Annotated in this window: 21 protein-coding genes, 2 pseudogenes and 1 riboswitch; of the genes and pseudogenes, 16 read left to right on the top strand and 7 right to left on the bottom strand. The window is 63.4% G+C overall.

Features of this window, described 5'->3' with window-relative positions; translation table 11 throughout:
• Nucleotides 1–19 precede the first annotated feature (19 nt).
• The 3 genes from G455_RS0110440 to G455_RS0110430 are packed head-to-tail and all read right to left on the bottom strand — an operon-like array spanning nt 20 to nt 2,886.
• Nucleotides 20–847, bottom strand: coding sequence for an ABC transporter permease (locus tag G455_RS0110440; RefSeq protein ID WP_028093654.1), 828 nt, complete (start codon nt 845–847; stop codon nt 20–22).
• Nucleotides 840–1,781 (bottom strand): ABC transporter permease, encoded by a 942-nt coding sequence (locus G455_RS0110435; RefSeq protein ID WP_051312371.1) that lies wholly within the window; start codon nt 1,779–1,781, stop codon nt 840–842. Before G455_RS0110435 ends, G455_RS0110440 begins: the two co-directional genes overlap by 8 nt.
• A 4-nt stretch (nt 1,782–1,785) precedes the next feature.
• Entirely contained in the window at nt 1,786–2,886 is a 1,101-nt protein-coding gene (locus G455_RS0110430) for an ABC transporter ATP-binding protein (protein WP_028093652.1), read from the bottom strand.
• A 363-nt stretch (nt 2,887–3,249) separates the two neighbouring features.
• On the opposite strand from G455_RS0110430, the gene G455_RS0110425 reads away from it, so the two are divergent.
• On the top strand, nt 3,250–4,914 hold the full coding sequence (locus G455_RS0110425) for an amidohydrolase (protein ID WP_028093651.1): 1,665 nt from the start codon (nt 3,250–3,252) through the stop codon (nt 4,912–4,914).
• Between the two features lie 76 nt (nt 4,915–4,990).
• Nucleotides 4,991–6,109, top strand: a complete 1,119-nt coding sequence (locus G455_RS0110420; protein WP_028093650.1) for a THUMP domain-containing class I SAM-dependent RNA methyltransferase — start codon at nt 4,991–4,993, stop codon at nt 6,107–6,109.
• A 287-nt stretch (nt 6,110–6,396) separates the two neighbouring features.
• Here the strand turns inward: G455_RS0110420 and G455_RS0110415 are convergent, their stop codons facing one another.
• Nucleotides 6,397–7,458, bottom strand: coding sequence for a 3-deoxy-7-phosphoheptulonate synthase (locus tag G455_RS0110415; RefSeq protein WP_028093649.1), 1,062 nt, complete (start codon nt 7,456–7,458; stop codon nt 6,397–6,399).
• Between the two features lie 292 nt (nt 7,459–7,750).
• Between G455_RS0110415 and G455_RS0110410 the strand changes: the two genes are divergently transcribed.
• Genes G455_RS0110410 through G455_RS0110400 form a run of 4 tightly spaced genes read left to right on the top strand, consistent with a single transcriptional unit; the run spans nt 7,751 to nt 10,122 of the window.
• The gene (locus tag G455_RS0110410) at nt 7,751–8,377 is read left to right on the top strand and encodes a TetR/AcrR family transcriptional regulator (protein WP_028093648.1); all 627 of its coding nucleotides are present in this window, start codon (nt 7,751–7,753) and stop codon (nt 8,375–8,377) included.
• A complete protein-coding gene (locus tag G455_RS26620; protein WP_051312369.1) occupies nt 8,367–8,549 on the top strand; it encodes a hypothetical protein in 183 nt (60 codons plus the stop codon). The genes G455_RS0110410 and G455_RS26620 overlap by 11 nt, the downstream gene beginning before the upstream one ends.
• Nucleotides 8,524–9,792 carry an MFS transporter gene (locus G455_RS23805; protein ID WP_051312367.1) on the top strand — a complete coding sequence of 423 codons (1,269 nt, stop codon included), beginning with the start codon at nt 8,524–8,526 and terminating at the stop codon, nt 9,790–9,792. Before G455_RS26620 ends, G455_RS23805 begins: the two co-directional genes overlap by 26 nt.
• A gap of 9 nt (nt 9,793–9,801) precedes the next feature.
• Nucleotides 9,802–10,122 carry a DnaJ family domain-containing protein gene (locus G455_RS0110400; protein ID WP_028093647.1) on the top strand — a complete coding sequence of 107 codons (321 nt, stop codon included), beginning with the start codon at nt 9,802–9,804 and terminating at the stop codon, nt 10,120–10,122.
• A gap of 5 nt (nt 10,123–10,127) precedes the next feature.
• On the opposite strand, the gene G455_RS0110395 is transcribed toward G455_RS0110400, so the two are convergent.
• From G455_RS0110395 to rnk, 3 genes are all read right to left on the bottom strand, one after another.
• A complete protein-coding gene (locus G455_RS0110395) occupies nt 10,128–10,400 on the bottom strand; it encodes a DUF6525 family protein (protein WP_028093646.1) in 273 nt (90 codons plus the stop codon).
• Between the two features lie 136 nt (nt 10,401–10,536).
• On the bottom strand, nt 10,537–11,760 hold the full coding sequence (gene zigA / locus G455_RS0110385) for a zinc metallochaperone GTPase ZigA (protein ID WP_028093645.1): 1,224 nt from the start codon (nt 11,758–11,760) through the stop codon (nt 10,537–10,539).
• 346 nt (nt 11,761–12,106) lie between these two features.
• On the bottom strand, nt 12,107–12,559 hold the full coding sequence (gene rnk / locus G455_RS0110380; RefSeq protein ID WP_028093644.1) for a nucleoside diphosphate kinase regulator: 453 nt from the start codon (nt 12,557–12,559) through the stop codon (nt 12,107–12,109).
• Between the two features lie 610 nt (nt 12,560–13,169).
• On the opposite strand from rnk, the gene G455_RS26685 reads away from it, so the two are divergent.
• From G455_RS26685 to G455_RS26915, 10 genes and pseudogenes are all read left to right on the top strand, one after another.
• The gene (locus G455_RS26685; RefSeq protein WP_028093643.1) at nt 13,170–13,706 is read left to right on the top strand and encodes a hypothetical protein; all 537 of its coding nucleotides are present in this window, start codon (nt 13,170–13,172) and stop codon (nt 13,704–13,706) included.
• A 107-nt stretch (nt 13,707–13,813) separates the two neighbouring features.
• A riboswitch (cobalamin riboswitch) is annotated at nt 13,814–14,002 on the top strand.
• 122 nt (nt 14,003–14,124) lie between these two features.
• Complete coding sequence (gene nrdH / locus G455_RS0110370) at nt 14,125–14,346, top strand: glutaredoxin-like protein NrdH (protein WP_028093642.1); 222 nt, start codon at nt 14,125–14,127, stop codon at nt 14,344–14,346.
• A gap of 8 nt (nt 14,347–14,354) precedes the next feature.
• A complete protein-coding gene (nrdI, locus tag G455_RS0110365) occupies nt 14,355–14,771 on the top strand; it encodes a class Ib ribonucleoside-diphosphate reductase assembly flavoprotein NrdI (RefSeq protein WP_028093641.1) in 417 nt (138 codons plus the stop codon).
• Nucleotides 14,772–14,839: 68 nt separating this feature from the next.
• A complete protein-coding gene (nrdE, locus tag G455_RS0110360) occupies nt 14,840–16,921 on the top strand; it encodes a class 1b ribonucleoside-diphosphate reductase subunit alpha (RefSeq protein ID WP_051312390.1) in 2,082 nt (693 codons plus the stop codon).
• A gap of 165 nt (nt 16,922–17,086) precedes the next feature.
• On the top strand, nt 17,087–18,064 hold the full coding sequence (gene nrdF, locus G455_RS0110355) for a class 1b ribonucleoside-diphosphate reductase subunit beta (protein ID WP_028093639.1): 978 nt from the start codon (nt 17,087–17,089) through the stop codon (nt 18,062–18,064).
• On the top strand, nt 18,052–18,465 hold the full coding sequence (locus tag G455_RS0110350) for a pyrophosphohydrolase domain-containing protein (protein ID WP_205620467.1): 414 nt from the start codon (nt 18,052–18,054) through the stop codon (nt 18,463–18,465). The genes nrdF and G455_RS0110350 overlap by 13 nt, the downstream gene beginning before the upstream one ends.
• A 410-nt stretch (nt 18,466–18,875) precedes the next feature.
• Nucleotides 18,876–20,456 carry a glucan biosynthesis protein gene (locus tag G455_RS0110345; RefSeq protein ID WP_028093637.1) on the top strand — a complete coding sequence of 527 codons (1,581 nt, stop codon included), beginning with the start codon at nt 18,876–18,878 and terminating at the stop codon, nt 20,454–20,456.
• 690 nt (nt 20,457–21,146) lie between these two features.
• Nucleotides 21,147–24,932 carry a methionine synthase gene (metH, locus tag G455_RS0110340; RefSeq protein WP_028093636.1) on the top strand — a complete coding sequence of 1,262 codons (3,786 nt, stop codon included), beginning with the start codon at nt 21,147–21,149 and terminating at the stop codon, nt 24,930–24,932.
• Between the two features lie 343 nt (nt 24,933–25,275).
• A pseudogene (locus G455_RS23800) lies at nt 25,276–25,527 on the top strand (cupin domain-containing protein); the annotation flags it as partial.
• Nucleotides 25,528–25,712: 185 nt separating this feature from the next.
• Nucleotides 25,713–25,810 (top strand): annotated as a pseudogene (locus tag G455_RS26915) (glutamine amidotransferase); the annotation flags it as partial.

The following is a 25,810-nucleotide window of genomic DNA, read 5'->3' as shown; positions in this document are numbered from 1 at the left end:
AAGGTATTAAGGCATTTTATCAGCGCCGTTCGCGGCTGATCCAGAAGAACAGCGATACCAGGATCGCCCCGGCGGCGAGGATCACGGTCGAGATCGCATTGACCTCGGGGGTCACCACCCGGCGAAGCTGGCCCAGCATATAGGTCGGGATGGTGTCCTGGCCGGCGGATTTGACGAATTCGGTGATCACCACGTCATCCATCGAGATCACGAAGGCCAGCATCATGCCGGCGATGATGCCCGGCCAGATCTGCGGCAGGGTGACCCGCAGGAAGACCTTCATCGGCGGTGCGTAGAGATCGCGGGCCGCCGTTTCCAGCGTGTTGTCCATGGTCTCCAATCGGGCACGGATCGGCAGATAGGCGAAGGGGATGCAAAAGGCGGTATGGGCGGCGATCAGATAGATCATGCTGGTATAGCCGGTGGCGACCTTGATCCAGGCGAAGACGATCAGCAGCGCCACTGCGGTGACGATCTCGGGCACCATCAGCGGTTGGTTGATCAGCGCATAGATCATCGTCTTGCCGGGAAAGCGGCGGGTCCGTGTGGTGGCCAGCGCTGCCATGGTCGCGGCGACCGTGGCGATGCCGGCGGCGGTCAGCGCCAGGTAAAGCGAGCGGATCGCGGCGTCGATCACCTCACCGTTCTGCGCGGCCTGCACATACCAGCGCAGCGAGAACCCTTCCCAGACCGCCAGCGACGTGCCGGAGTTGAAGGAATAGGCTACTAGGATCAGGATCGGCGCATAGAGCGTGGCGACGGTGAACAGCGCCACGATCGAAAACCCGGGCAGGCTGCGTACGGAATATCCGCGTGCGGGGTGGCGGGGAGGGACGGTGTCAGACATCGGTTTTCTCCTCGCGCGAGGTGAGGCGCACGTAATAGACCAGTGCCACCATCACGATCGCCATAAGGGTGAAGGACAGGGCGGCGCCCAGCGGCCAATTGCGCCCGGCGCCGAACTGCAGCTCGATCAGGTTGCCGAACATCAGGTTCTTGCCGCCCCCCAGCACCCGCGGCGTGACATAGGCGCCGAGACAGGGGATGAAGACCAGGATCGACCCGGCGATGATGCCGGGTTTGATCATCGGCAGGATAATCCGGCGAAAGGCGGTCCAGCGGCTGGCGTAAAGGTCATGCGCTGCCTCGACCAACCGGAAGTCCAGCTTTTCGACGGCGGCATAGACCGGCAGCACCATCAGCGGCAGATAAACATAGGTCATGCCGAAGCCGATGGCGAAATCGGTGAACATCATCTGGATCGGCTCGTCGATGATATGCAGGAAGATCAGTACGTTGTTGATCACGCCTTCGGCGCGGATCAGCTCCTGAATGGCGATGGTGCGCACCAGAAGGTTGGTCCAGAACGGCACCGTGACCAGGAACAGCCACAGTTCGCGCTGGCCCTTTGGGCGGGTGGCGACGAACCAGGCGGTGGGCAGGCCGAAGATCAGTGTCAGCAGGGTGGTGATCAGCGACAGTTTGACCGACCGCCAGAAGATCGACAGATGGGCATCGGCCCAGATCAGCGTATCGTCGAAGATATCGCGCTGCATCAGCACGTTGGTCCAGCCCTCGGTGGAGAATTTCCAGATGACGTTGCCGTAGTCGCCCGGGGTGAGGAAGGAATAGAGCACCATCACCAGCAGCGGTGCGGTGGCAAAAAGGGTGATGATCACTATCGCCGGCAGCGACAGCAGCCAGCGGCTGCGGGAATCGGCTTGCTCCAGTTCGTGTTCCAGAGCACCGGGGGCGAGTGGGGTGTCGGGCGCCTGTGCCATGGGATCAGTCCTTCAGCACGGTGACGGCACCGGGGGCGATGCTCAGGGCGGCTTCGGCCCCCTGGACCATGCTGCCGCCGTCCTCGGCGGGCGTGTTGGACATCTTGGCCTTGAAGGTTTCGCCCGTGGCCAACCGCAGATGCACCGTGGTCGCCTCGCCGGAATAGACCACGTTCGAAATCGTCGCGGGCAATTCGCCCTCGGTGGCGGCGCCCATGCGCACGCGGCCATGTTCGGGGCGCACCAGAATGCTGACCTCTCCGTCGGCGACCCCCTTGGGCGGGGTGGCGGCAAAAGCCGGGCCGCCGGCCTTCAGCCGGACCGCGCCGCCCGACAGCGCGGCATCGAGGAAGTTCGATTCGCCGATGAAATTTGCGACAAAGCGTTCGGCGGGACGTTCGTAAATCTCCCGCGGGGTGCCGACCTGGAGGATTTTCCCCGCGCTCATCACCGCGATGCGGTCGGACATGGTCAGCGCTTCTTCCTGATCGTGGGTCACGAAGATGAAGGTGATCCCGGTTTCGTGCTGCAGGCGCTTCAGTTCGATCTGCATGTCGCGGCGCAACTTGAGGTCGAGCGCGCTGAGCGGTTCGTCCAGCAGCAAAACCTCGGGCTGCGGCGCCAGGGCACGGGCCAGGGCCACGCGCTGCTGCTGGCCGCCGGAGATTTCCGAAGTCCGCCGCGCCTTCAGATGCTCCATCTGCACCAGTTTCAGCATGTCATAGACGGTTGTCTGGATTTCGCCCTTGGACTTGCCCAGCATTTCCAGCCCGAAGGCGATGTTATTGGCCACGCTCATATGCGGGAACAGGGCATAGTTCTGGAACACCGTGTTCACCGGTCGCTGGTTCGGCGGCAGTCGGGAAATGTCGCGCCCGCCGAGGTAAAGCGCCCCCATGGTCGGCGGTTCGAACCCGGCGATCACCCGCAGAAGCGTAGTCTTGCCGCAGCCCGAGGGGCCGAGCAGCGTGAAGAATTCGTTCCGGCGGATCGAGACGGAAACCTCGTCGAGCGCGCGAACCTCGTCCTCATTGCCTTGGAAAATCTTTGAGATGCGATCCACCCTGACAGCGACGTTGGTATCGTCGCTGTCAGGGTCGGGCATCGGCTGGGATTGATGCTGCATAGTTTTTTCCCTGTCAGCCGTTGGTATGCGATCACTTTGCGCGTCGCTGGTTTTGATCAAACGCTACAGGGTGAGAGGCGTTTGACAAGCCTCTTGTTGCGGCTTCCGGTTTTGGCCAGGTGATTTTTCCGATGCTGGCCAAATTTTGATCATATGATTTTTTTGCAATCGTATGGTCGCAGAAGCCGATATGAAAATTGGGATTTTATCTGGTTTCGACGTAGGCTGCTTGACAACGATCTGCTCTGAACATTTGATCAATTTATGCCTGCAATGGGCGAAAAAATACAGACTTCGCACGGGTGTCCGATGCGGGGCGGGTGCAACAGGGAAGGGCAATCGATGCCAACTGCCAGCCTAATCATTGATAACGCCAGGGTGCTGACGATGGACCCTGATCATCCGCGGGCCGAGGCGATCGCGGTCGATGGCAATCGAATCCTCGCCGTCGGGAGCGGTGCGGAGATCGCGGCCCTCGCCGGTCCCGAGACCCGGCGAATTGATGCCGCTGGGGCCACCGTCCTGCCCGGCCTGACCGAGGCGCACCTGCATATCTTTTCCGGGGCCGCTGGCCTCAGCCAGCTTCAACTGGCGCAGGTTCACGGGCTGGAGGCGCTGCGCGAGGCGCTGGCCGGATATGCGGCCGAGAATCCGGAGGCGTCGCTGCTGATCTGCAAGGGGGCCGATTACAACCTGTTCGGCCCGGGTATCTCGACCACCCGGCAGTTGCTGGATCAGGCGATGGCGGATCGGCCGGTGATCCTGATCGCCGGCGATCACCACACCGCCTGGGCCAATACCGCCGCGCTTGAGTTAGCGGGCATCCTGCAGGGTGCCGAAACCGCTGTCGGAACCGAGGTGGTGATGGGCGAGGATGGCACCGCCACCGGCGAGCTGCGCGAATTCGACGCCTATATGCTGGTCATGCGTCATCGCAACAGCGGCGGGCGTGAGAATCTGGGCATGACCGGCAGTGAACCTGGTGTCGAGGTCACGCCCGAGCAATGGGAGGAAGACCTTGAGACCATGCGTCGGGGGTTGGCCTATTGCGCCTCCTTCGGCTTCACCTCGCTGCACAACATGGACGGCAATCTCTATCAGCTCAAGCTTCTGCGCGAACTGGAAAACCGGGGCCAGCTGATCAGCCGGATCGAAGTGCCCTTTCACCTGACCCCGGGCATGACCGCCGAGGCGCTGGAAACCGCCAGTCAGATGGCGGTGGAGTTCAATTCTGACCGGCTGCGCTCGGGCCGGGTGAAGATGTTCATGGATGGGGTCATCGACAGCGGCACTGCCGTGATGGTCGAGGATTACGCCGATCAGCCCGGTTGGAAGGGCGAGCCGTTACATCAGGCGGAAGTGTTCAACGCCATCTGCATCGAGGCCGACAGACGCGGCCTGCAAATTTCGGTCCATGCCATTGGCGATGGGGCGGTGCGCAGGGTGCTCGATGTCTATGAGGCGGCGCAGAAGGCCAATGGCCCCCGCGATTCCCGCCACCGGATAGAACATATCGAGGTGATTCACCCGGATGATATCCCGCGGGTGAAAGAGCTTGGGGTGATCTATTCCATGCAGCCGTCGCATCCGCCGGGGGCGATGGATTTCCCGCTGATCCCGTGGACTGCCAAGGTGGGAGCGGCGCGCTGGCCCTATGCCTTTCCGGTGGCGGCGTTGCGCGATCTGGGGGTGCCGATCTGTTTCGCCTCGGATTGGCCGGTGGCCGATATCGACCCGATGCGCAGCGTGCATGCGGCAATGACCCGCAAGCCCTGGCGCGAAGACCATCCGGATAACAGCGTCACTCTGCAGCAGGCGCTTAAATATTATACTCATGGCGGCGCTTTTGCGGGGTTTGACGAAGGCCGGCTGGGCAGTCTGAAACCCGGGATGCTGGCCGACATCGTGGTGATGGACCGTGATCTCGAGGCCCTGGCGCCGGAAGAGGTGGACAGCGCCCATGCCGCCGTGACCATCTGCGACGGTACGGTGATCTGGCAGGCCTGAGGTCTGCCGCAACCGGAACCGGGAGGGGGTGAAAATCTCCCTCGCCGTGGCGCCCGCTTCGCTGTAATCAGGCGCGATGGATAAATCTGTTGATTTCGAGATCTTTCTGGTGGCCCTGCCGGGGCTGGAGCCTGCGCTTCTGGACGAGGTGCGGGGCCTGGGCTTTGCCGGCGCCGCGCTGACCCCGGGCGGGGTGACCTGCCGGGGCGATTGGGCCGAGGTCTGGCGCGCCAACCTCTGGTTGCGGGGCGCCACGCGGGTGGTGGTGCGGATCGGCGAATTCCGCGCCTTTCATCTGGCCCAGCTCGACAAGCGGGCGCGCAAGTTCCCCTGGGCCGATTTCCTGCGCGCCGATGTGCCGCTGCGGGTGGAGGCCACCTGCAAGGCGTCGAAGATCTATCACGCCGGCGCCGCCACCCAGCGGGTGGAAAAGGCGATCGCCGAGGAGCTGGGCGCGACGATCTCGGCAGAGGCCTCACTCAGGGTCATGCTCCGGATCGAAGACAACCTTTGCACCTTCAGCATCGACACGACCGGGGAGCCTTTGCACAAGCGGGGCCACAAGCAGGCGATGGGCAAAGCGCCGCTGCGCGAATCCATGGCGGCGCTGTTTTTGCGCCAATGCGGCTATACCGGGCGGGAGACGGTGGTGGATCCGATGTGCGGCTCCGGCACCTTCGTGATCGAGGCGGCGGAGATCGCTGCGGGTATGGCCCCTGGACGGTCGCGCCGCTTTGCCTTCGAAGAGCTGGCGGGTTTCGATGCCGAGGTCTGGGCGCGGATGCGGGCGAGCGCGGCAGAGCCGCAACGCATTCCGGCGCAACGCTTCTATGGCTCTGACCGCGATGCCGGTGCCGTGCGGATGGCAAGCGAGAACGCGGACCGCGCCGGGGTGGCGGAATGGTGCAGCTTCACCCAGATGTCCTTCGCCGATTTGACCCCGCCTGACGGTGCGCCGGGGCTTGTGATGGTCAACCCGCCCTATGGCGCCCGGATCGGCAACAAGAAACTGCTCTATGGGCTTTATGGTGCGCTGGGCGGTGTGCTGCGCGACCGGTTCGCAGGCTGGCGCGTCGGTCTGGTCACCAGCGAGGCCGGGCTTGCCAAGGCTTGTAACCTGCCATTCGACCCGCCGGGGGCATTCGTGGCCCACGGTGGATTGAAGGTGCGGCTTTATCGCTGCCAGGTGGCCTGAGGCGCCAGCTCTTTGGTTTGGGGGAGTTCCTTGCGCGGAACAAGCCCGTAGGGCGCCGCGCAAGCCCGCGGTCAGGCGCTTGGTCGACGTAGGCACGTCGATCACATGGAGTCCTGAGATGGCCGCCATGACATGAGGAGAAATCTGTTGCAGCGCCAGACCACCACGGTCTGGCGCTTGCGCTGCTTGCGCTTCGGGTGGACCGTGGAATGGCGCTGCACGCCATTCCTTCGGCAAGAATCAAGAATATTGCGGCACAGAAGAAGCCTGGGGCGCAGCTCTGGTCGTTATGCCGCCACCCGGCGGCGGGAGGCGACGGCGTCTGCCAGATCCTCCAGCACCGCGACGGTGTCGGCCCAGCCGAGGCAGCCGTCGGTGATGCTTTGGCCATAGGTCAGCGGCTCTCCTGGCACCATCTTTTGGGCGCCGGCGACCAGGTTGCTTTCGATCATCATGCCGCGCACCCGGGTGTCGCCCGCGCGGAGCTGTCCGGCCACGTCATGCACCACGGCGGGCTGGCGCGCCGGATCCTTGCCGCTGTTGGCATGGCTGGCGTCGATCACGATGCGCGGATCGACCCCGGCCCTGGCCGCGGCCTCGGCCACCGCCGCCACCGAGGCGGCGTCATAATTGGTGCCATTGCCGCCGCGCAGGATCACATGGCAATCGGCGTTGCCGGTGGTATGCGCCACTGCCGCCCGCCCGTCGCTGGTCACGGCCGGGAAGTGATGCGGTTGGCTGGCCGACTGGATCGCATCCAGCGCCACCTTGACGCCGCCGTCGGTGCCGTTCTTGAACCCCACCGGGCAGGACAGGCCCGAGGCCAGTTGCCGGTGAATCTGGCTCTCCGTGGTGCGCGCGCCGATGGCACCCCAGGTGATCAGATCCGAGAAATATTGCGGCGTGATCGGATCCAGGAACTCTGTCCCCGCCGGCAGACCCATGCGGTTGATGTCCAGCAGCAGATGACGCGCGATGCGCAGCCCTTCGTCGATCTTGCAGGAGCCATCCAGGTAGGGATCGTTGATCAGCCCCTTCCAGCCCACCGTGGTGCGCGGCTTTTCGAAATAGACGCGCATCACGATCTCCAGCCGATCCGAAAGCCGGGCGCGCTGTTCGGCGAGGCGCGCGGCATAGTCGCGGGCGGCCTCTGGGTCATGGATCGAACAGGGGCCGACCATGACCAAGAGCCGGTCGTCGTGGTTTTCGAAGATCGCGCGGATCGCATCGCGCCCCTCCAGCACCGTGTGGGTGATGGCAGCGTCGCGGGGCAGGGTGCGGATCACCTCTGCCGGGGTGGGCAGGGGAGAGATATCGACAATGCGAAGGTCCTGGGTTTCGGTAAGCATCGGTCTTTGGGGTCCTCTGGGTTTTCTGAGGGCCTGACCGGGGTTCCAAACTGAAAAGCCGCCGGTCAGACCAGCGGCTTGAAGGTTCGGTGTTTCGCGTTTCCTCGCTTACACAGCAACCATCGTCCGCTGGGATGAGCGGAACCAATAAAAATAGGTTGCGAAGGTGTAAGTCTGGGTCATGGCGAGATCGGTAGCCGATCCGCGCCGCCCTGTCACGCATTAATTGCGCTCCGGTCGGCCCGGGTGGGGAGGGTTGACTTCGAGTGAGAATCAATCAAATGATTGAGTTATGGCGAATGACAGCAAACCCCCAGCCTATGTCCGCAAGGACGAACGCCGCGAGATGATCGCCGAGGCGGCTCGCCGGCTGATCGCCGAAAAGGGGCTGGCGGCGTTGCGCACCCGCGATGTGGCGGAGCGGGTGGGGATCAATATCTCGACCCTGCATTTCCATGTGCGCTCCAAGGCGGCGCTGCTGACGCTGGTCGCCGAAACCAGCCGCGACGCCTTTCTGGCCCTGCTGCCGCCCGATCCGTCGCCCGACCGCGACGCGCTGGCCCAGCTTCGGGCGGAGGTGCAGGCCTTTCACGACAGCCTGCGAGACCGTCCCGAATTGGCCCGTTGTTTCGGGCAGTTGGCGCAACTGGCCGAGACCGACGCAGGGATCGCCGCGACGCTTGAGGATTTCACCCGTGGCTGGGCTGGCCGCTATGCCGCGATCATTGGCTTCGGACGTGATCAGGGGCTGTTTCGCGCCGATGTCGATCCCTATCCGGCGGCGCTGATGGCGACTGGTGCGTTGACCGCCTTCGCGCCGCGCGGGCCGGGGGGGCTCGCCCAGTTCTGGCCGGTCTATCAGGAAATCGAACGCGGGCTTCAGGTGCGGCACGTCGAGGAGACAGATGATGCAAGTTGAGATCGCAAAGGCCGGAAGCGCCGGCAATCGTGGGCTTTTGCTGCTGCTGGCGGCGGTGAATTTTCTGGTCCTGCTGGATGTGACTATCATCAATGTGGCGTTGCCCTCGATCGGGCGGGAGTTCACTGCCGGGGCGCCGCGCTGCAATGGCTGGTCTCGGGCTATACGCTGACCTATGCGCTGGGGCTGCTGCCGGCCGGCTGGGCGACCGGTTCGGTCCGCGTGGCATCCTGCTGGCCGGGCTTGGCGTTTTCGCGCTTGGCTCGCTCCTGTGCGGGATGGCGCCGTCGATGGCCTGGCTGCAGACCGGCCGGGTGGCGCAGGGGATCGGGGCCGCGATGGTCTCGCCGCAGGCGATGGCGATCGCGCATCGGATGTTCAAGGGGCCGGATCGCGCCGGCGCCTTCGCGATCTTCGGGCTGGTGGCCGGACTGGCCTCGGTGCTGGGGCCGCTGGTTGGCGGCTGGCTGGTCAGCGCCGATCTGTTCGGCCTGGCCTGGCGGCCGATCTTTCTGATCAACCCGCCGCTGGCGGTGCTGCTGGTCTTCGCGCTGCGCCATCGGATCGCCGGGATCAGCGGCGATGCACGGGTGCATTTCGACCCCGCCGCCGTGGCGCTTTCCGCGCTGGGTCTGCTCTGCGTGCTGATCCCGCTGATCGAGGGGCGGCGCTTCGGTTGGCCGGTCTGGACCTGGGCGATGCTGCTGGCCGCACTGCCGGTCTTCGGTGCGCTGATCTGGTGGGAGCGTCGTCGCGGCCGGGCGGGGCGGACCCAGCTTCTGCCGTTGGCGCTGCTCGGGCAGGGCGACTTCCGCTGGTACGTGCCGGCGGTGGGGCTGTTCTTTGCCGGGCTGCCGGGGTTCTTCTTGATCCTGGCGCTGTTTCTGCAGACGGGTTTCGGTTTTTCACCACTGCAGTCGGGGGTGACGGCCTTTCCGCTGTCGCTGGGGATCATGGTGGCCTCTATCCTCAGCACGGCGCTGACGCGGGTGTCGCCGCAGCTTCGGGGGATGCTTGGTGGAGCCTTGGTGCTTTTGGGCATGGGGCTGGTGCGCGGCCTGCTCCGCGGCTTCGATGGGTTTGCCGATCAGCCCTGGCTGATGGGCGGGCTGCTGCTGGCCGGGGTCGGATTCGGTCTGGCGGTCGGGCCGCTGTTCCATCTGGCGCTGGAGCGGGTAGCCGAGGTTGAGGCCGGCATTGCCTCCGCCCTGTTGCAGACCTTTCAGCAGATCGGTGGCGCCTTTGGCGTGGCGGTGATGGGCAGCCTCCTCTTTTCCAGGCTCGACGCCGGGCAGGACTGGACCACGGCGTTTGCCGCCGGCACCCTGGGGACGATCCTGTGCTTCGCCGGGTTTCTGGCGCTTTTCATCTATCGCTGGCTCCGGAGTGGGGCCGCGGACCCCCAGATCGGATAGGAGGGGACAATGAAATTCTCGAAGCTTTCGGAACGGCAGATCCTCAAGGCGCAGGCCGAGGGGCAGTTCGACAACCTCAAAGGTGCGGGCAAGCCGCTGCCGCCGGTGGGCGGGGGCGATTATGCGGAAGAGGCCGGCTTTCGCATCATGGCCGAGGCTGGTGCCCTGCCGAAGGAGATAGAGCTGCGCAAGGCAGTGCAGGCCCAGGCCGAGGTGCTGAAGGCCACCACCGACCCGGAGAGGCGCAAGGAAGGGATGCGCAAGTTCGCCGAGCTGACGCAGGCCCTGGCCATTCAGGAAGAGGCGCGGCGCAAGTATTACGGCGGCTAGATCGCTCAGGCCTGTGGATGCGCGGCGCCCCAGATGCGGGCGGTGTCGCGGCGAAGCTGTCGCGCCTCGGTCGCGCTCAGCCGGGCGCGGGCGGCGTCGGGATCGCCGTCCGCGCGGGCCAGCGCCGCCCGCCAGGCCCTGAGTGCCGAACGGGGCGACCAGGGCAGGGCGGCGGAGGCAAGCCATTGGCGCAGCTCTACCGGCAGCCGGTCATAAGCGGTCATCGGATCGCCCGCGCGGGGCCGGCGTTTCAGGCTGCTTTGCCCGTTGGCTCTCATCAGCCTGCCTCTTCTGTATCGAGAACCCGCAGAAATCGGGCCGGGCCGTTGGCCTCGATGGGGGGAGAGCAGTGGACCAGTCCGCAGGGGGCGGCAGCGCTCTTGGCGATGGCCATTGCTGGTTCCGCCGTCAGCATCAGGCGGCCTGTGGGGTGCGGCGCCAGGCGGGGAAGGGGTCGGGCATATCGCGCCAGAGTTCCGGAACGAAGCGGTCCTCGGCCACTAGCGCCGCATCGAGAGCGGCTGTGATCTTCGCCCTGTCCATGCCCGATCCGATAAAGACCAGTTCCTGCCGGCGGTCGCCGAAAGGCTCCTGCCAGTGCCGGTCCAGATAGGCGCGGGCCTGCGGATGGGTCGGGCGGCGTTCTTCCGGCACGGTGGCCCACCACATGCCCATCGGGCGCACCGAACTGAGTGCGCCGGCAAGCGAGAATTCGGCCAACCAGTCGGGGCGGGTGGCGATCCAGAAATGCCCCTTGGCGCGGATCACGCCCGGCAGGTCACCGTTCAGTACATCATGGATCTTCTGCGGATCGAATGGCCGGCGGGCGCGATAGACGAAGGAGGAGACGCCATATTCCTCGGTCTCGGGCACGTGGTCGGTGAAGCCGTAAAGCTCTTTCGCCCAGAGAGGGTGGTCATGTGCGGTTTCGAAATCGAAGAGGCCGGTGTCGAAAATGGCATCCGGATCAACCTTGCCGAAGTCGGTCTCGATGATCCGGGCGTCGGGGTTGAGCGCGGTGACGATCTTGCGGGCGGCCTCCAGCCGATCTGAGCCAGCGTCAGAGACCTTGTTCAGCACCACGATGTCGGAAAATTCGATCTGATCGACCAGCAGGTCGACCAGGGTGCGCTCGTCCTCATCGCCAAGGGATTCGCCACGATCGCGGATGAAATCGTGGCTGGCGTAATCCTTCAGCAGGTTCACCGTGTCCACCACCGTCACCATGGTGTCGAGCCGGGCCAGATCGGCCAGGCTTTTCCCGTATTCGTCGCGGAATTCGAAGGTGGCGGCGACGGGCAGCGGCTCGGCGATGCCGGTGGATTCGATCAGCAGGTAATCGAAGCGGTTTTCCTCGGCCAGTCGGCGCACCTCGGTCAGCAGATCGTCACGCAGGGTGCAGCAGATGCAGCCGTTGGTCATCTCGACCAGCTTTTCCTCGGCATGGCTCAGCTCGGCGCCACCGTCGCGAACCAGATCGGCGTCGATGTTCACCTCGGACATGTCGTTGACGATGACGGCGACGCGGCGGCCCTCGCGATTGTTCAGTACATCGTTCAGCAGCGTCGTCTTGCCGGCGCCGAGAAAGCCGGACAGCACGGTGACGGGCAGGCGGGGATCGGAGGAAGAAGCGACCATGACGGATCCTTTTGAAATGTTATAACGTAACAAATAACGGAGGCACTGACCGCAGGCAAGCCCCGGGTCGATGTTGGTCGGGAAGAGGGGCGGCGGCAGTCACCGCCCCAAGGGCTGATCGCGGCGCGGGATCAGCCCGGTGTCGAAACAGCATGGCCGCAGGCCGGGCAATTTCGGGCCGCGGCCAGGGGCAGCGGTGCGCCGCACCCGCGGCAGGGCCGAACCCGGCGTCCGTCAGGGTGCAGGGCGCTGCGGCAGGATGGGCAGCGGGCCCGTGCCGCCCGCGGCAACGGCGTGTGGCAGATGGGGCAGCGGAGGCGGGACGCGCTGGCCGTCCGAAGGAGGCTCATGGCTCGGTCGCTGGATCGGCGACAAGGACTTCCAGCACTTCAAGCTGGCGTTTTTCTCCGCTGCGGGTGGTCCATTTCGCCCGCGCCCCTGCTGGCATGCCCAGCAGTGCGACCCCGATCGGGGTCATGACCGAGACGCGACCAAGTGCGATATCGGCCTGTTCGGGCAAAACCAGCGTGACGGTCTTTTCGCTGCCGTCCGTGGTGTCGCGATAGCGCAGGGGGCGGCCCAACTGGATCACGTCTGCGGGCATCCGCTGGGGCGGAACGATACGCGCGCGGGTGAGGGTGGATAGCAGCAGGTCTGACAACGCCGGGTTGCGTCGGGCAAAGCCGGTCGCCAGTGCTTCGAGCGCGTCGAGCTGATCCTCGGCGATGGCCAGCCGCGCGCGGCGGGTGACCGGTGGCGTGGCAGCGTGTTTCTGGGGGGCCGGGTTGACGGTCGGCATGATGGTATCCTTTCGAGGGAAGGTAAGTGAGGTGTTGTCGTGAGGCGCGGCGCCGCGGGGCGGTGCGATCGGGTAAAGCGTTAAGACCTAGGTGACGTGGGGTGGGGTGGTCTCAAGCCGCCGAGGGCGGCGAAAGCGGCGGCTGTCAAACCACATGGAAAACTCCCAAGCGGTATGGCTGTCCGCGCCGATGCTGTGCCGGATGATGGAAGAAGGCCCCGAACGGAGGGAGCAGCGCGCGCGCTTAGACCGCCCGGGGAAGCCTGCGGTTCAGGAGCGAACCGGCAAACAGGATGAACCTGTCCTTATGCGCGTATCTCGACATGCTCCAGAAGCTAGGAACGCGGGGCGCGAAAGTCAATCTGGGCCGATGCAGAGGACGGATGGTTGCGCCAAAGACACGGTATCATGCCATCGGCGCCACCAGATTGACGCGGTTTTGCCGGAAGGTCTATTCAGGATTGAATGATTACTTCTTAAGTATCTTTTAGGTTTTGTTTGAATATGCCGTCGGTACCGGAACAGGGCACAGTGTGGTGCTGGTGTTCCCCGGGGCGCACACAGATTTGGTAGATCAAGATTTCAATGCCAGAAGGCACTGCGAGGTCTCATGAAAGATATGTCCGAGCATAGGGGCCCGGTTGGTCCCAACGATCTGAGCGTTGAGGTTATGGGACGGCTGCACTGGGCGGCCCGGCGCTCCTGGCTGGCGCCGCAGGATGTCGATATGATGCAGCGGCATCTGGAGCATTGCGAAACCCAGCGCAGCGGCGTGACTGCTCTGATCGGAGAGATCCTTCGCCAGAAACTGTCTCAGGCCGGCCGGTTGGGAGCCGAGGCTTCTTCCGAGGGAATCGCCACCGGCAATACGGTGCTGGGGTATCGGCTTTGCGGCGATCAGCCGCCCATCATTGCCCGGCTGAGCTATCGCGTGCGGTTGCGCGAAGAACCGGGCGTGGTGCCGCTTCGGTCGTTGTTGGGGGCAACGTTGATCGGTATGGCGGTGGGCGAGACCGCGCCGCTTCTGCTGTCGGATGGCAGCCTGACCGAAGTGACGCTGAGCGATCTGCACGGGTCGGCGCGGGAATGCAGAGTGGTGCGTTTGCCGGTTGCGGCTGCGGGGCGGGGCGGTATTCTGCCAGCCTGATGCCCGGGCAAGGCCGACCCTGAAGGCAGCTGGTCTGCTCGGTCGGCTGGCCCTTGTGGGAGGGCGTCTTTCTCAAACAAGATATTGACAGCCTGCGCCGATGGGCGTCTATATGATGTTGTCTTGGTGCCCGCGATTCAACGCGGGTGAAGAGGGAAGCCGGCGCAAATCCGGCACTGCCCCCGCAACTGTGAATGGTAAGTTTGGTCGCATATCCACTGGCGTTTCGGCGCCGGGAAGGGCGGTCGGACGTAAGAACCATGAGTCAGGAGACCTGCCAGGACGCGACAAGACCAAGCCGGGCGGTGGGTCCGGGACGTGTTGCGGGATGTCCTTCGGGGGCATCCCTTGGCGTCTCTTCCCCTGCTGACCGGCGCTGAACGACCAGAACCGAAGGATCGGATAAGGGGACACTGCCATGACCATCACCGTCTATTCAAAACCCGCCTGCGTGCAATGCACCGCCACCACCCGCGCGCTGTCCGCCAAGGGGATCGAATTCGATCTGGTCGATCTGACCGAAGATGCCGAGGCCCTGGCCCGGGTGACCGAGCTGGGCTATCGCCAGGCGCCGGTGGTGATGGCGGGTGACGATCATTGGGCCGGCTTCCGCCCCGACAAGATCGCCGCGCTGGCCTGAGGCCAGCAATGGCCGGGCTGGTCTATTATTCCTCACGCTCGGGCAATACGCAGCGTTTTGTCGACCGGTTGGGTCTGACGGCGGCGCGTATTCCGATCGACCCCGAGGGGGACATGCCCAGCCCCCGCGCACCTTTTGTCCTTGTCACACCCACCTATGCGGACGGACAGGGGCGGGGGGCGGTCCACAGACAGGTGATCCGGTTCCTCAATGATCCGGACACCCGGTGTCATCTGCGCGGGGTCATTGCCTCGGGTAATCGTAATTTCGGCACGACGTATGCCTTGGCCGGTGATGTGGTGGCGCAGAAATGCGGCGTGCCCGTGCTCTATCGTTTTGAACTCGCGGGGACCGACACGGATGTCGCCCGCGTCAAAGAGGGATTGGACAGGTTTTGGAAAACGCAGTGCTTGACCGCGACGTGAGCGATGCCGCCCCCGCCAAGGCGGTTCCTGCCGAATGGCAGGGTCTGGATTACCATGCGCTGAACGCGATGCTGAACCTCTATGACGATCAGGGGAACATCCGGTTCGACGCTGATCGAATGGCGGCGCGGCAGTATTTTCTACAGCATGTGAACCAGAATACCGTCTTCTTTCATTCGCTGGAGGAAAAGCTGCGCTATCTGGTCGAAGAGGGCTATTACGAGGCCCATGTGCTGGACCAGTATTCGACCGAGTTCCGCCGCCAGATCTGGGACGCGGTCTATGCCGCCAAGTTCCGCTTTCCGACTTTCCTGGGCGCCTTCAAATATTACACCAGCTACACGCTGAAGACCTTTGACGGAAAACGATATCTCGAACGGTTCGAGGATCGCGTCGTCATGGTCGCCCTGACGCTGGCCCAGGGGGATGAGGCGCAGGCGATGTCCCTGATGCAAGAGATCATCGCCGGCCGGTTCCAGCCGGCGACGCCGACCTTCCTGAATGCCGGCAAGGCACAGCGGGGGGAGCTGATCTCGTGCTTCCTGCTGCGGCTCGAAGACAACATGGAATCGATCGGTCGCGGCATCAACTCGGCGCTGCAACTGTCGAAACGCGGCGGTGGCGTGGCGCTCTTGCTGACCAACATCCGCGAACACGGTGCGCCGATCAAGGGCATCGAAAACCAGTCCTCCGGTGTGATCCCGGTGATGAAACTGTTGGAAGACAGCTTCAGCTATGCCAACCAGTTGGGCGCCCGTCAGGGGGCCGGGGCGGTCTATCTGAATGCCCACCATCCGGATATCCTGCGCTTTCTCGATACCAAGCGCGAGAACGCGGATGAAAAGATCCGCATCAAGACGCTGAGCCTTGGTGTGGTCATTCCCGACATCACCTTCGAACTGGCGAAGAAGAACGAGGATATGTACCTCTTCTCGCCGCATGATGTGGAAAAGGTCTATGGCCGCGCCTTCTCGGAAATCTCGGTGACCGAGAAGTATCATGAGATGGTCGACAACCCGCGCATCCGCAAGAAGAAGATCAACGCGCGGGCCTTCTTCCAGACCATCGCCGAGATCCAGTTCGAAAGCGGTTATCCCTATATCATGTTCGAGGACACGGTGAACCGCGCCAACCCGGTCGCCGGCCGCATCAATATGTCGAACCTCTGCTCCGAGATCCTGCAGGTCAACGAGGCCTCCGAGTTCGACGAGGATCTGAGCTACAAGCACCTGGGCACAGATATCTCCTGCAACCTCGGTTCGCTCAATATCGCCAAGGCGATGGACGGCGGCGATCTGGGTGCCACCGTCGAGGCGGCGATCCGGGCGCTGAACGCGGTCTCCGAGATGTCGGCGATCGACGCGGTGCCCTCGATCCGGCGCGGCAATGACGAGAGCCATGCCATCGGTCTGGGCCAGATGAACCTGCACGGCTTCCTGGCGCGCGAGCGGATCCATTACGGATCGGTCGAAGGTGTGGATTTCACCAACATCTATTTCTGCACCGTGCTGTATCACTGTCTGCGCGCCTCGAACGCGCTGGCGCGCGAGCGCGGGCGCAGCTTTGCCGGGTTCGAACGCTCGGCCTATGCCGACGGTTCCTTCTTCGACAAATACGTCGATCGCGACTGGCTGCCCGAGACCGAGACGGTCAAGGCGTTGTTCGAGAAATTCGATGTGCATGTGCCCAGCCGCGAGGATTGGGCGGCGTTGCGCGACGCGGTGATCGAGGGCGGGCTTTACAACCGCAACCTGCAGGCGGTGCCGCCGACCGGGTCGATCAGCTATATCAACAACTCGACCTCCTCGATTCACCCGATCACCGCCAAGATCGAGATCCGCAAAGAGGGCAAGATCGGTCGCGTCTATTACCCTGCGGCCTATATGAGCAACGACAACCTCGAATACTACAAGGACGCCTATGAGATTGGCGCCGAGAAGATCATCGACACCTATGCGGCGGCGACCCAGCACGTCGATCAGGGGCTGTCGCTGACGCTGTTCTTCAAGGACACGGCGACGACGCGCGACATCAATCGCGCCCAGATCTACGCTTGGAAGAAGGGGATCAAGACGATCTACTACATCCGCCTGCGCCAGATGGCCCTGGAAGGGACCGAGGTGCAGGGCTGCGTGTCCTGTTCATTGTGATCCGGAAAGGGGGCCCGCTCTTGCTGTCGCTTGCCGGGCCGTGTCGCCCGGCGTTCACGCCGGGCAGCGCCCGACCCACCCCCCACGGGGCGGGCGCTTCGCACCCACCCCTTCGGGCCGTGCGCCGCCCTCTGTTCTGAAGATCGTTCCTTGAGGAATGCTGCCATGAAAGACCTCCCCGCCGTCCGTCCCGTCCCCCGCGCCATCAACTGGAATCGCGTGCAGGACGACAAGGATCTGGAAATCTGGAACCGCCTGACCGTCAACTTCTGGCTGCCGGAAAAGGTGCCGCTGTCGAACGACATTCAGTCCTGGTCGCAACTGACCGAAGAGGAACAGCGGCTGACCATCCGCGTCTTCACCGGGCTGACGCTGCTCGACACCATCCAGAACACCGTCGGCGCGCCGGCGCTGATGCCCGATGCAATCACCCCGCATGAAGAGGCGGTGCTGACCAATATCGCCTTTATGGAGGCGGTGCATGCGCGCTCCTATTCCTCGATCTTCTCGACGCTCTGTTCCACGGTCGAGGTTGACGAGGCCTTCCGCTGGTCGGAGGAGAACCCGCATCTGCAGCAGAAATCCCGACTGATCCTGCAGGAATATGATGCCGCCTCGCATCCGTTGAAGAAGAAGATCGCCAGCGTCTTCCTGGAAAGCTTCCTGTTCTATTCCGGCTTCTACTTGCCGATGCATTGGTCGAGCCGCGCGCGGCTGACCAATACCGCCGACCTGATCCGCCTGATCATCCGCGACGAGGCGGTGCATGGTTATTACATCGGCTACAAGTTCCAGCGCGGGCTGGAGCGGTTGTCCGAGGCCGAGCGGGCCGAGCTGAAGGATTTCGCCTTCGCGCTGATCTTCGATCTCTACGATATCGAAACGCGCTATACCGAAAGCCTCTATGATCCGCTGGGGCTGACCGAGGACGTGAAGAACTTCCTCCACTACAACGCCAACAAGGCGCTGCAGAACCTCGGGTTTGAAAGCCTTTTCCCGGATGAGCTGTGCAAGGTGAACCCGGCGATCATGGCGGCGCTCAGCCCCAATGCGGATGAAAATCACGATTTCTTCTCGGGTTCCGGGTCGTCCTATGTGATCGGCAAGGCGGTCGCGACCGAGGATGAGGATTGGGATTTCTGATGGCGGCGGGACACACTCGGGACACGCTGTCTCTGGTCCGTGAATGGCACGAGAAATTCGCGGTGCCGGTGGTGGATGATCCCGGCATCCCTGAAGACCGGGCGCAGATGCGGCTGGCCATTCTCGAAGAAGAGGTGGCCGAGCTGCGCGCGGCGGTCGAGGCCGGCGACCTGGTCGAAGTGCTCGATGCGCTGTGCGACATCCAATATGTGCTGGACGGCACCTTTCTGGAATTCGGCATGCACGGGCTGAAGGCCCCCGGCATGGCCGAGGTGCACGCCTCCAACATGTCGAAACTGGGCGCCGATGGCCGCCCGGTGCTGCGCGAGGACGGCAAGGTGCTGAAAGGCCCGGCCTTCTTCCGCCCCGATCTGGCCGCCGTGCTGGCGGGCGAGAAGTAAGCCGGCTGCCAAAAGGTTCGTCCGGCGTTTGCGCCGGGCGGGATGTGTGGCTGATGGAGGGAAGTGGCCTTCTTGAACCTCCACCCGGTCGATCGGATGCGAACAGCAGGCCAGCACAGAGCCTGCTGCGGTATCCTCCTCGGTGATGCTGCCGCTGATATATATGCACCTGGCCCGGGATCCTCCTGGTCGTGCAGGTGCCCTAGGCGGCGAAGGGGCAGCCGGGGGGATGCTCAGCCCCAGTGTGGATATGGTGGCTGAGATACCCCGGGAATGAAACCGATGCAGGTGTCCCGGTTTTCGATTGCCCCTTGCGGCGGGCGAAAAGCCGCTGCTTGATGCGCCGGATATGACCTTTTGTCCGGAATATCTTATGTCTGCTGAGCAGACCCCGAGCAGAGCAGATCGCAATGATGAACAGACGAACCTTCCTTTATGGCGCCACCGCGCTTTCGGGCGCGATGATATTGCCCATTTCCGGAGGCGCTGCCCCAGACAGCCGGCCGTTCAGCTATGAGGCGCTTGTCGACCGCGCGCGGGAGATGTCCCAGAGGTCTTACGTGCCACCGCTCAGGCCGGCGCCCGAGGTGGTCGATCAGATCGACTATGCCCGCCATGGCGAACTGGTCTTTCGGACCGACAGGGCGATGTTCTCGGGCCAGCCGGGGACCGGTGCCGAAAAGGGATATCCGCTGGAATTCTTTCCCCTGGGCAAATACGCCACCAAGCGGGTGCGGATGTTCGTGGTGGACAACGGTCGGGCGAGCGAAGTTCTTTATACCCCGGACCTCTTTGACATGCCGGCCGACAACCCGGCGCGGCAATTGCCGTCGAACGCGGGCTTTGCGGGCTTCCGGCTGCAGGAATGGTATGCCGAAGCCGATTGGAACCGGCAGGACTGGGTCGCCTTTCAGGGCGCGTCTTATTTCCGCGCCATCGGGGCGGATGGGCAATATGGGTTGTCGGCACGGGGGATCCTGATCGACGCCGCCGTCGCCGGCCTGCCCGAGGAGTTCCCGGATTTCCGCGAATTCTACATCGAACAGCAGCCGGGGGCGGCGCCCGACACTCCGGTCACCATCTGTGCTCTGCTCGATGGGCTCAGCGTGACGGGGGCCTATCGGTTCCGCATCACCCGCGGGCTCGACCGTAGCAAGGGCGTGATCATGGAGATCGAGGCCCGGGTTTTCCTGCGCAAGTCGGTGTCACGGCTGGGGCTGATCCCGCTGACCTCGATGTTCTGGTATGGAGAATACGGCAAGGGCCGGATGCAGGACTGGCGGCCCGAGGTGCATGATTCCGACGGGTTGGCGATGTGGGCCGGGTCGGGCGAACGGATCTGGCGGCCGCTGAACAATCCCGATCAGACCAGCGTGTCGGCCTTCGGTGACGAAAACCCGCATGGTTTCGGCCTGTTGCAGCGCGACCGGAATTTCGACCACTATCTCGACGGGGTCTTCTATGATCGCCGTCCCAGCCTCTGGGTCGAACCGATCAAGCCGCTGGGTCGGGGATCGGTGCAACTGCTGGAAATCCCCACCGACGACGAGATCCACGACAATATCGGCGCCTTCTGGGTGCCGGAGGCGCCGGTGGAGAAGGGTAACAGCTATGATCTGCATTATCGGCTTTACTGGCAGAGTGATGAGCCTTTCCCGGCCACCAATATCGCCCAGACGGTTGCCACCCGGATCGGGCGGGGTGGTCAGCCGGGGCATCCGCGGCCGGCGGACGTCTATCACTTCGCGGTGGAATTCGATCGCCCTTCGGTGCTGACGAAACTGCCTTATGGCGTCTTTCCCGAGGTGGTTGTTTCGGCCTCGCGCGGCGAGATCAGCCGGCTCTTTGCCGAACCGGTGCCGAACGGCAACGTCTGGCGCGGCAATTTCGATCTGAAGCTGGCGCCGGGCGAGCTGGCCGATCTGCGCATGTATCTGGCGCTGGATGGGGAGCCGCTGACCGAGACCTGGCTGTATCAGTTCCAATCTTGAAGCCCTCCGAGACTGCCAAGGCAGAAAAGCCCCGAAGCGTAGGCTTCGGGGCTTTTTCGTTTCTTTCCCTGCGGTGAAGGGGCATGTCGCTGGCTGGTGGCCTCTGTCTGGGGGCTTGCGGACCCTGTCTCTGGCGATCTGCTGGGGGGCTTGCGGGCTTCAGGCTTTCGGGCCCCGTCTCTGGCGCTCTGCTGGAGGGCTTGCGGGCGATGGCTGGCGACTTGTCTCTGGCGCTATGGCTGGAGGCGGCTGGCGATCTGACTTTTGGCGCGCGACACGCACCTGATCCCTGAGGGAAACAATTCGGCATCCGGAAGGGCTGGCTCGTGGGCTGGCAAAGCTGGCGATCACATCCTGAAATCATGCCGTTGGCATGCGTCTGGATGTATCTGACTGGCTGGGGATGCGGTTGGCTGGCTGGCGATTGGGCTGGCGAGCTTTCTTGACCCGATACTTAGGCTGAGTCGTGTCGTGTTTCAAGAAAAACTTTTAAAAATCAAATAGTTGAGTGATTTTATCAGGTGTTCTGACCTGATCTTTTGACTCAGGAATTGGGGGCAGTCAGATTTCTCTCGGGGATAACCATGAACACGCCTCATGATCTGCTTGATCAATATGAGGTGGTCTTGATGATGCTGGAGCATTAGGTAGGCCGTTCAGGCCCAGAGCTATAATCGGGATAGAAAGCGCATGTCCTCCTCCTCCGTCCGCAAGAAAATCGTCAATTCCCCTGTGTTCGCTCAACTGCGGGAGGCCGCAGATGAACGGATCCTGGTTCTCGATGGCGCCATGGGAACGCAAATCCAGAAGCTTGGGCTCTCCGAGGGGGACTTCCAGGGCTGTGGTGGTGGCGCCTGTTCCTGCCATCTGCCTCATGCCAGCGACAAGCCGCAACAGGGCAACAACGATCTGCTCAGCCTGACCCGTCCCGAGGTGATCGAGGAAATCCATTTTCAATATGCCATGGCCGGCGCCGATATCGTCGAGACCAATACCTTTTCCTCTACCACCATCGCCCAGGCCGATTATGCGATGGAAGGGGCGGTCTATGACCTGAACTTCCACGGCGCCAAGCTGGCCCGCCAGGCGATGGATCGGGCCGAGGCGGTGGATGGGCGCAAGCGTTTTGTCGCCGGCGCCCTGGGGCCGACCAACCGCACCGCTTCGATCAGCCCGGATGTGAACAACCCCGGCTATCGCGCGGTCACCTTCGATCAGCTTCGCATCGCTTACGGCGAACAGGCCCGCGCCCTGATCGACGGCGGCGCCGATATCCTGCTGATCGAGACCATCTTCGACACGCTGAACGCCAAGGCCGCGATCTTTGCCTGCGAGGAGGTCTTTGCCGAACGCGGGCTGCGTCTGCCGGTGATGATCTCGGGCACGATCACCGATCTGTCGGGCCGCACCCTGTCGGGCCAGACGCCCACCGCCTTCTGGTATTCGGTGCGCCATGCCCAGCCGCTGACCGTTGGGCTGAACTGCGCGCTTGGCGCCGAAGCGATGCGGCCGCATCTGGCCGAGCTGTCGGGCATCGCCGATACGATGATCTGCGCCTATCCCAACGCTGGCCTGCCCAACGAGATGGGCCAATATGACGAGACGCCGGAGCACATGGCGGCCCAGGTCGCAGGCTTTGCCCGCGACGGGCTGGTCAATATCGTCGGCGGCTGCTGCGGATCGACCTATGACCACATCCGCGCCATCGCCCAGGCGGTGCAGGGGCTGGCGCCCCGCAAGCTGCCTGAGCCGGCCAAGCAGATGCGGCTGTCGGGGCTGGAGCCCTTCACGCTGACCAAGGATATCCCCTTCGTCAACGTGGGCGAACGCACCAACGTCACCGGGTCCGCCCGCTTCCGCAAGCTGATCACCAATGCCGATTACGCCGCAGCACTCGACGTGGCGCGCGATCAGGTCGAAAACGGCGCCCAGGTGATCGACATCAACATGGACGAGGGGCTGATCGACAGCAAACAGGCGATGGTCGAATTCCTCAACCTGATCGCCGCCGAACCCGATATCGCCCGGGTGCCGATCATGATCGACAGCTCGAAATGGGAGGTGATCGAGGCCGGGCTGAAATGCGTGCAGGGCAAGTCCATCGTCAACTCCATCTCGATGAAGGAGGGGGAGGAGGCGTTTCTGGATCACGCCCGGCTTTGCCGCGCCTATGGCGCCGCCGTGGTGGTCATGGCCTTCGACGAGGCCGGCCAGGCCGACACCGAGGACCGCAAGGTCGAAATCTGCCAGCGCGCCTATAAGCTCTTGACCGAAGAGGTGGGCTTTCCGCCGGAAGATATCATCTTCGACCCCAACGTCTTCGCCGTCGCCACCGGGATCGAGGAACACGACAACTACGGTGTCGATTTCATCGAGGCGACAAAGCGGATCACCGAGACCTGTCCTTTCGTCCATATCTCGGGCGGGGTGTCGAACCTCAGCTTCTCTTTCCGCGGCAACGAACCGGTGCGCGAGGCGATGCACGCCGTCTTCCTCTACCACGCGATCCAGAACGGCATGGACATGGGCATCGTCAACGCCGGGCAACTGGCGGTCTATGATCAGATCGACCCCGAGCTGCGCGAGGCCTGCGAGGACGTGGTGCTGAACCGGGTGCCGTCCCAGGGCGGCTCTGCCACCGAGAACCTGCTTGAGATCGCCGAGAAATACCGCGGCCAGGGCGGCGGCAAGACCCGCGAAAAGGACATGTCCTGGCGCGAGCTGCCGGTCGAGAAGCGGCTGGAACACGCGCTGGTCAACGGCATCACCGAATTCATCGACGCGGACACTGAAGAGGCGCGGCAGGCCGCCGCCCGCCCGCTGCATGTGATCGAAGGCCCGCTGATGGCGGGGATGAACGTGGTCGGCGATCTCTTCGGCTCGGGCAAGATGTTCCTGCCGCAGGTGGTGAAATCGGCCCGCGTTATGAAACAGGCGGTCGCCGTGCTGCTGCCCTATATGGAAGAGGAAAAGCGCCTGACCGGCGGCGACGGCCGCGAAAGTGCCGGCAAGGTGCTGATGGCGACGGTGAAGGGCGATGTGCACGACATCGGCAAGAACATCGTCGGCGTCGTGCTGGCCTGCAACAATTACGAGATCATCGACCTGGGCGTCATGGTTCCGGCGGAAAAGATCCTCGCCACCGCCAAGGCCGAGGGCGTCGATGTCATCGGCCTGTCAGGCCTGATCACCCCCTCGCTCGACGAGATGGTGCATGTCGCCTCCGAGATGGAGCGCGAGGGCTTCGACATCCCGCTGCTGATCGGGGGCGCCACCACTTCCCGCGTGCATACGGCGGTGAAGATCCACCCGCGCTATCATCAGGGGCAGGCGGTCTATGTCACCGATGCCTCCCGTGCGGTGGGTGTGGTCTCCTCGCTGCTGTCGCCGGTGCAAAAGCCCGACTATGTGGCGAATATCCAGGCCGAATATGCCGATGTCTCGGAAAAACATGCGCGCGCCGAGCTTGCCAAGAAGCGGATCACATTGGAACAGGCCCGTGCCAACGCTTTGACGGTCGATTTCTCCGACTACCATGTCCAGGTGCCCAGTTTCCTCGGCACCAAGGTATTCGACGGCTGGGATCTCGAGGAGCTGGCGCGCTATATCGACTGGACGCCGTTCTTCCAGACCTGGGAGATGAAGGGCGTCTATCCGAAGATCCTCGATGACGACAAACAGGGCGAGGCGGCACGCGCGCTCTTCGCCGACGCCCAGGCGATGCTGAAGCGGATCATCGACGAGAAATGGTTCCATCCCCGCGCCGTCGTCGGCTTCTGGCCGGCCAATGCGGTGGGCGATGATATCCACCTCTTCACCGATGACATCCGCTCCGAAGACCTCGCCACATTCTTCACCCTGCGCCAGCAGACGGCGAAGCGGGTCGGCCGCCCGAATGTGGCGCTTGCCGATTTCGTGGCCCCCAAGGGATCGGTGCCCGATTATGTCGGCGGCTTCGTGGTCACCGCCGGGGTGGAGGAGATCGCCATCGCCGAGGCCTTCGAGCGCAAGAACGACGATTACTCCTCGATCCTGGTCAAGGCGCTGGCCGACCGCTTTGCCGAGGCCTTCGCCGAGCGCATGCACGAGATGGTCCGCAAGGAGCTCTGGGGCTATGCGGCTGAGGAAAGCTATGCGCCGCAGGAGCTGATCGGCGAGCCCTATGCCGGTATCCGCCCGGCGCCGGGCTATCCGGCCCAGCCCGATCACACCGAAAAGGCGACGCTCTTCGATCTGCTGAACGCGACCGAGGCAACCGGGGTGGAGCTGACCGAAAGCTATGCGATGTGGCCGGGGTCTTCGGTCTCGGGGCTCTATATCGGTCATCCGGACAGCTATTATTTCGGCGTCGCCAAGGTCGAGCGCGATCAGGTCGAGGATTACGCGGCCCGCAAGGGCATGGAGGTGGCCGAGGTCGAACGCTGGCTGGGCCCGATCCTGAATTATACCCCGGGCAAGGCGATCGCCGCCGAATAGTTAGGCGCCCGGGCGCTTTCGGTCGGTCAGGTGCTGCGCCCCCGGCAAGGCAGGGGGCTCTGCCCCCATCGCCTGCGGCGATTCCCCCGGGATATTTTTGCCAGATCGAAGGCGCCGGCGGCGCGGGCTGGTTGACGGCCTCCCATTCTGCAAAGACACCCGATCCGGCTGGCGCGGGACCGGGTGCCTTCGACCTGGACGGTCATCGGCGTCCCCGCCTGTACCGTGGGATCAGCTTGCCGAGGTACGGTAAATAAATCCTTTACTAACTTCGATCTGGTCCAAATATCCTCGGGGGTGAATTGGGCCGCAGGGCCAAGAGGGGGCAGAGGCCCCCTTTTTCGGAGTAGTTGTAGAGCCATATTTGATAGTTTTGGACAGTGAGAGCGATAGATTTCCTGCGTTTCAGCATGAGGGGATAGAGCTGTTGTATTTTCTGGAGGGTCGGGTGAGCTATCGTCACGGAGAGATGCTGTATCTGCTGGAGCCGGGGGATGCGCTTTTGTTCGATGCGGATGCGCCGCATGGGCCTGAGGAGATTTTGGAGCTTCCGGCGCGGTATCTGTCGATCATCACCTATCCGCAGGCGCGATGAGGAGGGAGGCTGGTTGCGGGGGGGGGGCGGTTTTGCGCGAGGTTTGCGTGAAAAACAGGCATCTTTCCTGTTGGTGAGGATTTTTTCCAGGTAGGCGCAAAACTTTCTTGATGGGAAAATAGGTTTCCCTTTAGTGATGTCTCGACGGCGCTGCGACGCCGAAGACGACCACTAAGGAGGAACCTATGTGTGGCATTGTAGGCCTGTTCCTGAAGCAGGAGGCGCTGCGCCCGCGGCTGGGCGATCTGCTCACCGATATGCTGATCACCATGACCGACCGGGG

The sequence above is a fragment of the Pseudodonghicola xiamenensis DSM 18339 genome (assembly GCF_000429365.1).
Lineage (GTDB): Bacteria > Pseudomonadota > Alphaproteobacteria > Rhodobacterales > Rhodobacteraceae > Pseudodonghicola > Pseudodonghicola xiamenensis.
This window is presented reverse-complemented; position numbering and strand designations above follow the sequence as displayed.

What these genes read in the sequence shown, in the direction of transcription:
- nrdH (WP_028093642.1), top strand. Translation starts at nt 14,125, where the DNA reads ATGACCATCACCGTCTATTCAAAACCCGCCTGCGTGCAATGCACCGCC.
- G455_RS0110420 (WP_028093650.1), top strand. Translation starts at nt 4,991, where the DNA reads ATGGATAAATCTGTTGATTTCGAGATCTTTCTGGTGGCCCTGCCGGGG.
- nrdI (WP_028093641.1), top strand. Translation starts at nt 14,355, where the DNA reads ATGGCCGGGCTGGTCTATTATTCCTCACGCTCGGGCAATACGCAGCGT.
- nrdE (WP_051312390.1), top strand. Translation starts at nt 14,840, where the DNA reads ATGCTGAACCTCTATGACGATCAGGGGAACATCCGGTTCGACGCTGAT.
- G455_RS26620 (WP_051312369.1), top strand. Translation starts at nt 8,367, where the DNA reads ATGCAAGTTGAGATCGCAAAGGCCGGAAGCGCCGGCAATCGTGGGCTT.
- G455_RS0110345 (WP_028093637.1), top strand. Translation starts at nt 18,876, where the DNA reads ATGATGAACAGACGAACCTTCCTTTATGGCGCCACCGCGCTTTCGGGC.
- G455_RS23805 (WP_051312367.1), top strand. Translation starts at nt 8,524, where the DNA reads ATGGCTGGTCTCGGGCTATACGCTGACCTATGCGCTGGGGCTGCTGCC.
- G455_RS0110410 (WP_028093648.1), top strand. Translation starts at nt 7,751, where the DNA reads ATGGCGAATGACAGCAAACCCCCAGCCTATGTCCGCAAGGACGAACGC.
- G455_RS0110415 (WP_028093649.1), bottom strand. Translation starts at nt 7,458, where the DNA reads ATGCTTACCGAAACCCAGGACCTTCGCATTGTCGATATCTCTCCCCTG.
- G455_RS0110440 (WP_028093654.1), bottom strand. Translation starts at nt 847, where the DNA reads ATGTCTGACACCGTCCCTCCCCGCCACCCCGCACGCGGATATTCCGTA.
- G455_RS0110425 (WP_028093651.1), top strand. Translation starts at nt 3,250, where the DNA reads ATGCCAACTGCCAGCCTAATCATTGATAACGCCAGGGTGCTGACGATG.
- G455_RS0110435 (WP_051312371.1), bottom strand. Translation starts at nt 1,781, where the DNA reads ATGGCACAGGCGCCCGACACCCCACTCGCCCCCGGTGCTCTGGAACAC.
- G455_RS0110430 (WP_028093652.1), bottom strand. Translation starts at nt 2,886, where the DNA reads ATGCCCGACCCTGACAGCGACGATACCAACGTCGCTGTCAGGGTGGAT.
- G455_RS0110400 (WP_028093647.1), top strand. Translation starts at nt 9,802, where the DNA reads ATGAAATTCTCGAAGCTTTCGGAACGGCAGATCCTCAAGGCGCAGGCC.
- G455_RS0110395 (WP_028093646.1), bottom strand. Translation starts at nt 10,400, where the DNA reads ATGAGAGCCAACGGGCAAAGCAGCCTGAAACGCCGGCCCCGCGCGGGC.
- metH (WP_028093636.1), top strand. Translation starts at nt 21,147, where the DNA reads ATGTCCTCCTCCTCCGTCCGCAAGAAAATCGTCAATTCCCCTGTGTTC.
- zigA (WP_028093645.1), bottom strand. Translation starts at nt 11,760, where the DNA reads ATGGTCGCTTCTTCCTCCGATCCCCGCCTGCCCGTCACCGTGCTGTCC.
- nrdF (WP_028093639.1), top strand. Translation starts at nt 17,087, where the DNA reads ATGAAAGACCTCCCCGCCGTCCGTCCCGTCCCCCGCGCCATCAACTGG.
- G455_RS26685 (WP_028093643.1), top strand. Translation starts at nt 13,170, where the DNA reads ATGAAAGATATGTCCGAGCATAGGGGCCCGGTTGGTCCCAACGATCTG.
- rnk (WP_028093644.1), bottom strand. Translation starts at nt 12,559, where the DNA reads ATGCCGACCGTCAACCCGGCCCCCCAGAAACACGCTGCCACGCCACCG.